The sequence below is a fragment of the Streptomyces sp. NPDC056734 genome, assembly GCF_042790455.1.
Taxonomy (GTDB): domain Bacteria; phylum Actinomycetota; class Actinomycetes; order Streptomycetales; family Streptomycetaceae; genus Streptomyces.
In genome coordinates this window covers 36,395-45,381 of the sequence record NZ_JBHTZD010000015.1, presented here as the reverse complement: position 1 = coordinate 45,381, position 8,987 = coordinate 36,395, and the positions used below count along the sequence as shown (strand labels likewise).

Sequence of the window (8,987 nt, the reverse complement as noted above, 5' to 3'; positions counted from 1 at the left end):
GGTATAGGGTGGGGGGTTGGGGGGGTGCGCCGGGGGTGGGGGGGGGTGGGACTGGGGGCTCCGAGCCACCTGACCCTCCGCACCGTGCGGCCGGGGTCCCCCGCGCCCCCACCAGGTACCCCACGCCCCCACCCCACGCCCATTCAGGACTGCGCCCGATGCGATGTCCGGGTCGGGGCCGGTTCCAGGGCCGTCGTCGGCAAGGGGGACTGGGCCTCGCGGGTGACGTCCGCCACCAGTTCCACCACATCGGGACCGTACGCCTGGGAGTTGACCACCTTCAGCAGGAGGACGAAGGTGTTGCCGCCGTACTTGCGGGCGAGGCGCTCGTGGTTGCGGGCCAGATAGCGGGTCGCCGCCTGGTTGTCGATCGAACACTGCCCGCAGAACAGGAACACCGGCCGTATGTCCCCGCGCTGACCGGCCGTCAGCCGGGCCAGGATCGCGTACTCCTGGCGGCCCAGCTCCAGCCGGTGGCGCTCGCCGCCGATCTGGAAGGCGCCCTGGTCCGGGCCGGGCTCGGTGTCCACGTTCATCCGCACCCCGGGCAGCAGCGAGGCCAGGTGGGCCACCATGCGGCGATTCGAGGCGGGCCCGCCGACGCAGAACTCGGTGCGTTCGCCAAAACCCTGCCGCGCCCCGTCGTGCGCGACGATCTGCGCGGTGGCGTTGCAGTCCTTGATCAGGGCGGAGAGTTCCAGCAGCGCGAACACATCGTGCCGGCCCACCGTCAGCTCCGGCCCGCCCGCGCTGCGGTTCACCACCAGCAGCGACTCCGAGTTGTCCGGAAGGCCGAAGAACGCCTGCTTGCGCCGGAGCCTGCGCCTGGACAGATAGGTGCGGGCCAGCCAGCCGAGCGACGCGGACAGGCCGGCGGCTATCACACCGAGGACGATGTTGCGCACGTCGTCATTCATGGGCGCGCATGCTAGCGGTCCGAGACAAACCCGTGTTCGACAGCGGGCCAGAAGCCGGTGCCGGGGTGGCCGGAGTGGTGCACCTGACGCGGGCATGCCCATCCATTAGGCTGCCCGGACGCTCCCCCCACTGGAGGTCGAATGCCCCGTCCTGTCGCGCGGAAGCAACGGAAGCAGCGGAATCCGCAGCAACCGCGGCAACTTCGGCACCTGCGGCAACTGTCGGTCCTGGCGGTCTCGGCCGCCGTCGTCTCCGTGGGGGCCACCGCGCCGCCCACGACGGGCAAGGACCCGGCACCCAAGGTCCCGGTCGCCGTCGGTCACGGCGGCGCGGTCGCCAGCGTCGACGCCGACGCCACCGCCGCCGGGATCGAGGTCCTCAGACAGGGCGGCAACGCCGTGGACGCCGCCGTCGCCACGGCCGCCGCGCTCGGCGTCACCGAGCCCTACTCCGCGGGCATCGGCGGAGGCGGCTACTTCGTCTACTACGACGCCAAGTCCCGCAAGGTGCACACCATCGACGGCCGGGAGACCGCGCCCCTGAGCGCCGGATCCGATCTCTTCCTGGAGGACGGCAAGCCGGTCCCGTTCACCGAGGCGGTCAGCAGCGGCCTCGCCGTCGGCACCCCCGGCACCCCGCTCACCTGGCAGACCGCCCTCGACAAGTGGGGCAGCGAACGCCTGGGCACCCTGCTGCGCCCCGCCGAGAAACTCGCCCGCGACGGCTTCACCGTGGACCAGACCTTCCGCGACCAGACGGCGAGCAACGAGACCCGCTTCCGCTACTTCCCCGACACCACCGAACTGTTCCTGCCCGGCGGGCAGCTCCCGGTCGTCGGCTCGACGTTCAAGAACCCGGACCTCGCCCGCACCTACGCCGAACTCGCCCGAGAGGGCGTCGGTGAGCTGTACCGGGGCGATCTCGCCGAGGACATCGTCGACACCGTCAACACACCGCCCGTCGACCCCGCCTCCGGCTGGAACGCCCGCCCCGGCGACCTCACCGCCAAGGATCTCTCCACCTACCGCACCAAGTCCCAGGCGCCGACGAAGACGTCGTACCGCGGGCTCGACGTGTACTCCATGGCGCCGTCCTCCTCCGGCGGGACCACGGTCGGCGAGGCGCTGAACATCCTTGAGGGGACGGACCTCTCCGAGGCGACCGAGGCCGAGTATCTGCACCGGTTCATCGAGGCCAGCCGGATCGCGTTCGCGGACCGGGGGCGGTGGGTCGGGGACCCCGCGTTCGAGGACGTACCGACACAGGAACTCCTCTCCCAGCAGTACGCCGATTCGCGCGAGTGCCTGATCAAGGACGACGCGGTGCTCACCAGCCCGCTCGCCCCGGGCGACCCGCGCGACCCCGCCGCCTGCGCGGCCGGGGGGACGGCGGCGCCGACGACGTACGAGGGCGAGAGCACCACGCATCTGACGACCGCCGACAAGTGGGGCAACGTCGTCTCCTACACGCTCACCATCGAGCAGACCGGCGGCAGCGGGATCACCGTGCCGGGGCGCGGGTTCCTGCTCAACAATGAGCTGACCGACTTCTCCTTCGCGCCCGCCAACCCGGCGGTCCACGACCCGAACCTGCCCGGTCCCGGGAAGCGGCCCCGGTCCTCCATGGCCCCGACGATCGTCCTCGACCAGCAGGGCAAGCCGGTGGTGGCGCTCGGGTCGCCGGGTGGGTCGACCATCATCACGACCGTGCTCCAGACGCTGACGGGGGTGCTCGACCGGGGGCTGCCGCTGGTCGACGCCATCGCGGCGCCGCGGGCGAGTCAGCGGAACGCTGCGGTGACCGAGCTGGAGCCTGGGCTGTACGGCGATGCCGTGCGGGGGGAGTTGGAGGGGATCGGGCATTCCTTCCGGGTGAACCCTGAGATCGGGGCGGCTACCGCTGTGCAGCGGTTGCCCGATGGGACATGGGTGGCGGCTGCGGAGACCGTACGGCGGGGTGGGGGATCGGCGATGGTGGTGCGGCCGGTGCGGTAGCCGGCGACGGGGGTGCGTGGTCGGGTGCGGGTGAGTTGTGGCTGGTCGCGCAGTTCCCCGCGCCCCTATGGGACGTCGCCCCTATGGGACGTCGCCCCTATGGGACGTCGCCCCTATGGGACGTCGCTCCTATGGGGCGTCGTCCAGGCGTTCCGTCAGGACGCGTGGGCCCGGGTCCATGATCGCCACCGTGTGTTCCACATGGGCGGCCCGGGAGCCGTCGTTCGTCCTCAGGGTCCAGCCGTCGGGGGCCGTGTGCCAGTCGTCGGAGCCGCTGGCGATCAGCATCGGCTCGATGGCGAGGGCCATGCCGTGGCGCAGCCGCATCCCCCGGCCGGGGCGGCCCTCGTTGGGGACCCCCGGGTCCTCGTGCATACGGCGGCCGATGCCGTGACCGCCGAAACCGTCCACGATGCCGTACCCCGCCGCGCGGCACACCGTCCCGATCGCGTGCGCGATGTCGCCGATGCGGTTGCCCACCACGGCCGCCCCGATCCCGGCCGCGAGTGCCCGCTCGGCGGTCTCGATCAGCCGCAGATCGTCCGGCCGCGCGGGGCCCACGACAAAGCTGATCGCCGAGTCGCCGACCCAGCCGTCCAGCTCCGCGCCGCAGTCGATCGAGACCAGATCACCGGCGCGCAGCCGGTAGCGGCCCGGGATGCCGTGCACGATCGCGTCGTTCACCGAGGCGCAGATGACCGCCGGGAACGGGATCGGCGCGAAGTGCGGCCGGTAGTTCAGGAACGGCGCCCCCGCACCCGCCTCGCGCAGCACCCCGCGCGCCACCTCGTCCAGCTCCAGCAGGGAAACGCCCACGTCAGCAGCGTTTCGTACGGCCGTCAGGGCACGCCCGACGACCAGTCCCGCCGCATGCATGGCGTCGATCGATGTGTCTGTCTTCAGCTCCACCATGCCAATTACTATACCGGTATTAGTATGGGGTCCATGGTGCGCACCCCCTTGACCCCCGAAGAGCGTGAACGCGGCGAGCGGCTCGGCCGGCTGCTGCGGACGGCACGCGGCGACCGCAGCATGGCGGAGATCGCGGCCCGCGCGGGCCTCTCCGCCGAGACCCTCCGCAAGATCGAGACCGGGCGGGCCCCGACCCCCGCCTTCTTCACCGTCGCCGCGCTCGCCGAGGCGCTCGGACTGTCCATGGACGAACTGGTCCGGGCCTGCGCCCCGGCGCCGGTGACGGCCGTCGCCTGAGGGTGGGGGCGCCCCGGCGGAGCGGGTCCGGCCCGAGCACGCGGAGAACCCTGCCCTCACGCCGAAAAGCCCCCGTAGCAACGACGTAACACAACTGGTGTTCGCTGAGGCGAAAGTGCTCCGGCAGTGCAGGGGTTGGGCGATGGCTGTAGATCAACTCCCGGGTCAGGTGCGGGGGTTCGGGAACTACCTGAGCGGACTGCTGACGCGCCTCGACCAGGGCGCCGGATGGTGTGCGGTGTTCTGGCAGCGCGACCCCGACGGCATGCGGGCCTGCGCCGACGGGCGCGAGGTGCCGCCCTGGGACGTGGTCGAGGCCGTCCTCCAGGACCTCTCCGCCGCCTACGGCCCCGCCACCGCCCACCGTGAACGGGACCTGGCCCGCCCGCTGCACGCCGCCGCGCTCACCGCCTACGACACCCGGCCCGGCGGCCGGGACGCCCTCGCCGACCGGCTCGACATCATGCTCCGCGAACAGCGCTACGCCGCCGACCGGCTCGCCCAACTGGGCCGCGCCCTGGTCACCGCCACGACCCGCGACCAGGCCGACGCCCTGCGCCTCGACCTCGCCTGGGCCCGCGACGACCACGAACGCGCCACCGCCCGCTGCGCCGAACTCCGCCGGCGCATCCAGCGCCTGGAACACGCCCGCACCGCCCGGCCCACCGAGCCACGGGGGGAGCGGGACCCTGACCTGTCCGCCGGGTCGACGCCGGCCACGGACACGGCCCCGGACACGGCTGAGGAGCGTGCGCTGTCGGCCGGCGGGGCGGATTGGGTGGATGGGGGCGGTCTTGGGGGTGGTCCCGGGGGTGGGGGTCGTGCGGTCGACGCGGGGGATGGTCAGCCGGGTGCGGGTGCGGGTGCGGGTGCGGGTAGGGGTACGGGGTCGGGCGCAGGTGCGGTCCGGGGTGACGGACGCGCGGGCGGCTGGTCGGGGGCGGATACGGGCGGGGCGGCTGTGGACAGGTGGGCGGGCCCGGATGCGGGTGGCGCGCTTGCCGACGGCCGGTCTCGCGCGGGTGCGGACGCATGGTCGGGCGCGGGTGTGGTGAGGGGCGAGCCGGGCGACGGGGGCGTGGGTGGGGCGGGGGACGGCAGGTGGGCGGGTCCCGACGCCGACACACGGCCTCGCGCGGCTGCCGACGGACGGCCGGACGCGGGCCCCCACGGCCAGTCCAGCGCCTCCGCCCACGGACACCCCGGCCCCGACGCCGTGAGCGGCAACCGCTGGTCGGGCGCGGACGCGGGCGGGTCGAGCGCTGACGAACGGTCGGGCGGCAGGCCAAGGACGCGCGACGGATGGTCCGGCGGGGCCCCGGGACCGTCGGACGGATGGTCCGCCAGGAACAGGAGTGCGGCGCCCACGGACGAATGGTCCGGCGGCACCACGGGAACGCCCGACGGATGGTCCGCCCCCACCTCACCGGGTGTCGACGACTGGCCCGGCGCGAACGCCCGCCGCGCCGAGGGCTGGACCGGCGAGGTGGCCGGAGGCGTGTCCCGGTTCGAGCGGCGAACGGGCCCTGGCCCCGACCCCCGTACCGACAGCACCAGCCCCGCCGTACGCCACCCCACCAACCCCGCCGACACCCACGTACGCGACACCACCCCCGTACCCGAGACCATCCGCACCCCCACCCACGACCCGGCGCCCGATCCGCCCCACCTCCCCGACACCACCCCCCACCCCGCCAAATCCCCCAAACCCAAGAAGCGGCGGCGGGGCAGTGCGCGGTTCGCCGGGATGCCTGATGCCGAGGGTGAGGCGGTGGGCGTACCGGAGGTCGCCGAGGCCGGTGACGACGACGATCCCGCGCTGCCCGCGTCCCAGAGCGTCGCGCAGGCGTCCGTCACTCCCCGGGGCGCGCGGTTCGCCGGGGCTCCTGAGGAGGCGGAGGGGGCGCCGGTGGTGCGGCGGCTGGACGACGCCGCGGCGCAGGAGATCACCGACAGCATCCGGGCGCTGGTGCGGCTGCGCCGGGAGGGGCGCAGTGGGGAGGCGCACGCGCTGCTGGCGGAGATGGCGCACTGGCCCGCCGACCGTTTCCCGCCGCTCGCGGCCGAGCTGGAGCGGGCCGGGATGGCGGCGGACTGGGCGACGCTCCTGTGGGAGGCGGGCTCGCTGCCCGCCGAGCGGCTGGTCACCGCCGCCGACGTGCTCGCCGCCGCCGGGCGGGCCGCGGACGGGGAGCAGATCCTGCGGCAGGGGGTGGCCCGTCCCGCCGAGGACATAGGGCGCGCGCTGGCCGGGCTGGTCGGCGAGGGGCATCGCCGGGAGGTGCGGGTGCTGCTCGACGCGTATGTGCGGATAAGGACCCCGGAGGAGGCGGTGCGCAGCGCCGAGGCCGACCCGGAGCGGCTGGTGCCGCTGCTGCTGGAGGCCGCGCGGGGCGTGTCCGAGGACCGCTACTGGGATCTGGTGCACGCGCTGCGGGTGTCCGGCGTCGGGGGCTGACCGGCGGGTGGACCGTGGGCCGCTCGGCCACCGGAGTGCGAAACGCCGCCGACAGCGCGGCGTGCGCGCAATGGTCTTGGCAAGGCCCGCACGGGGGCATACGTTCGTGCCTCTACGTCCGTTTCTACGGGCGTAGAGGTGGACGTGAACGCGGACGTGACAGCGGCCGCGGAGGCTGATGTCCCGGCGAAGGAGCAGTCCCATGGCGAACGTCGTCCGTGCCGCTCTGGTCCAGGCCACCTGGACCGGCGACACCGAGTCCATGCTGGCCAAACACGAGGAACACGCCCGGGAGGCGGCCCGCCGGGGCGCGCAGGTGATCGGCTTCCAGGAAGTCTTCAACGCGCCCTACTTCTGCCAGGTCCAGGAGAGCGAGCACTACCGCTGGGCCGAGCCGGTGCCCGACGGGCCCACCGTGCGCCGTACGCAGGAACTCGCCCGCGAGACGGGCATGGTGATCGTCGTCCCGGTGTTCGAGGTCGAGCAGTCCGGGTTCTACTACAACACCGCGGCCGTGATCGACGCCGACGGCAGCTACCTCGGCAAGTACCGCAAGCATCACATTCCGCAGGTCAAGGGCTTCTGGGAGAAGTACTACTTCAAGCCCGGCAATCTGGGGTGGCCGGTCTTCGAGACGGCGGTGGGCCGGGTCGGGGTCTACATCTGCTACGACCGGCACTTCCCGGAGGGCTGGCGGCAACTCGGCCTCAACGGCGCCCAGCTGGTCTACAACCCGTCGGCCACCTCGCGCGGCCTGTCCGCCCATCTGTGGCAACTGGAGCAGCCGGCCGCGGCGGTCGCCAACGAGTACTTCGTCGCCGCCATCAACCGGGTCGGTGTGGAGGAGTACGGCGACAACGACTTCTACGGAACCAGCTATTTCGTGGACCCGCGCGGGCAGTTCGTGGGGGAGGTCGCGAGTGACACCGAGGAGGAACTGATCGTCCGCGACCTGGACCTCGCACTGATCGACGAGGTGCGGCAGCAGTGGGCCTTCTACCGCGACCGCCGCCCCGACGCCTACGAAGGACTGGTACAGCCGTGACCAAGGACCTGCTCGCCCGCCACCGCGCCGTCCTGCCCGACTGGCTCGCCCTCTACTACGACGAACCCCTGGAGATCACCCACGGCGAGGGCCGCCACGTCTGGGACGCCGAGGGCAACCGCTACCTCGACTTCTTCGGCGGCATCCTCACCACCATGACCGCCCACGCCCTGCCCGAGATCACCAAGGCGGTGAGCGAGCAGGCCGGACGCATCCTGCACTCCTCGACGCTCTACCTCAACCGGCCGATGGTCGACCTCGCCGAGCGGATCGCCCAGCTCAGCGGCATCCCCGACGCCCGGGTCTTCTTCACCACCTCGGGCACCGAGGCCAACGACACCGCGCTGCTGCTGGCCACCGCCTTCCGGCGCAGCAACACCGTCCTGGCGATGCGCAACAGCTACCACGGCCGCTCCTTCAGCGCCGTGGGCATCACCGGCAATCGCGGCTGGTCCCCCACCTCGCTGTCCCCGCTCCAGACGCTGTACGTGCACGGCGGGGTGCGCACACGCGGGCCCTACGCCGCCTTCAGTGACGCCGAGTTCATCGCGGCCTGCGTCGCCGACCTCACCGACCTGCTCGGCCACACCCGCCCGCCCGCCGCGCTGATCGCGGAGCCCATCCAGGGCGTCGGCGGTTTCACCTCCCCGCCCGACGGGCTGTACGCGGCCTTCCGCGAGGTGCTGCACGAGCGCGGCATCCTGTGGATCGCCGACGAGGTGCAGACCGGCTGGGGGCGTACCGGCGAGAACTTCTGGGGCTGGCAGGCGCACGCCCGCAGCGGCCCGCCCGACATCGTCACCTTCGCCAAGGGCATCGGCAACGGCATGTCCATCGGCGGGGTCATCGCCCGCGCCGAGATCATGAACTGCCTGGACTCCAACAGCATCTCCACCTTCGGCGGCACCCAGATCACCATGGCGGCCGGTCTCGCCAACCTCGCCTATCTGCTGGACCACGACCTCCAGGGCAACGCCCGCCGCGTCGGCGGACTGCTCATCGAACGGCTGCGGGGCGTCGCCGCGCAGATCCCCGCCGTACGGGAGGTGCGCGGGCGCGGCCTGATGATCGGCGTCGAACTGACCCGGCCCGGCACCGACGAGGCCGACCCGGACGCCGCGTCCGCCGTACTGGAGGCGGCCCGCGACGGCGGACTGCTGATCGGCAAGGGCGGCGGCCACAACACCAGCGCCCTCAGGATCGCGCCGCCGCTCTCCCTGACCGTCGCGGAGGCCGAGGAGGGCGCCGCGATCCTCGAAGACGCGCTGCGGAGCGTGCGGTAACCGCACAGCGAGGGACGTGACGTGCCATGACCACCGCCCTGAATCCCCCCGACCCGTCCGGCGCCCCGGCGACCGGCGCC

The 8,987-nt window shown here is 73.0% G+C and carries 7 protein-coding genes; 5 read left to right on the top strand and 2 right to left on the bottom strand.

All coding sequences use genetic code 11. The features are described from left to right. Nucleotides 1-143 precede the first annotated feature (143 nt). Entirely contained in the window at nt 144-917 is a 774-nt protein-coding gene (locus ACFRFC_RS22980; RefSeq protein ID WP_382693314.1) for a hypothetical protein, read from the bottom strand. Between the two features lie 141 nt (nt 918-1,058). On the opposite strand from ACFRFC_RS22980, the gene ggt reads away from it, so the two are divergent. Beyond that, a complete protein-coding gene (ggt, locus tag ACFRFC_RS22975) occupies nt 1,059-2,912 on the top strand; it encodes a gamma-glutamyltransferase (RefSeq protein ID WP_382693312.1) in 1,854 nt (617 codons plus the stop codon). Nucleotides 2,913-3,041: 129 nt separating this feature from the next. Here ggt and map read toward each other — a convergent pair whose 3' ends face one another. Next, a complete protein-coding gene (map, locus tag ACFRFC_RS22970) occupies nt 3,042-3,824 on the bottom strand; it encodes a type I methionyl aminopeptidase (protein WP_382693311.1) in 783 nt (260 codons plus the stop codon). A 33-nt stretch (nt 3,825-3,857) separates the two neighbouring features. Here map and ACFRFC_RS22965 point away from each other — a divergent pair, with 33 nt between their 5' ends. The 4 genes from ACFRFC_RS22965 (at nt 3,858) to ACFRFC_RS22950 (ending at nt 8,907) form a co-directional block, all read left to right on the top strand. Then, nucleotides 3,858-4,121 carry a helix-turn-helix domain-containing protein gene (locus ACFRFC_RS22965; RefSeq protein WP_382693308.1) on the top strand — a complete coding sequence of 88 codons (264 nt, stop codon included), beginning with the start codon at nt 3,858-3,860 and terminating at the stop codon, nt 4,119-4,121. Between the two features lie 142 nt (nt 4,122-4,263). Further along, the gene (locus ACFRFC_RS22960; protein ID WP_382693306.1) at nt 4,264-6,579 is read left to right on the top strand and encodes a hypothetical protein; all 2,316 of its coding nucleotides are present in this window, start codon (nt 4,264-4,266) and stop codon (nt 6,577-6,579) included. A 202-nt stretch (nt 6,580-6,781) separates the two neighbouring features. Further along, complete coding sequence (locus ACFRFC_RS22955; protein ID WP_382693304.1) at nt 6,782-7,624, top strand: nitrilase-related carbon-nitrogen hydrolase; 843 nt, start codon at nt 6,782-6,784, stop codon at nt 7,622-7,624. After that, on the top strand, nt 7,621-8,907 hold the full coding sequence (locus tag ACFRFC_RS22950; RefSeq protein ID WP_382693302.1) for an aspartate aminotransferase family protein: 1,287 nt from the start codon (nt 7,621-7,623) through the stop codon (nt 8,905-8,907). The genes ACFRFC_RS22955 and ACFRFC_RS22950 overlap by 4 nt, the downstream gene beginning before the upstream one ends. Nucleotides 8,908-8,987: the final 80 nt, after the last annotated feature.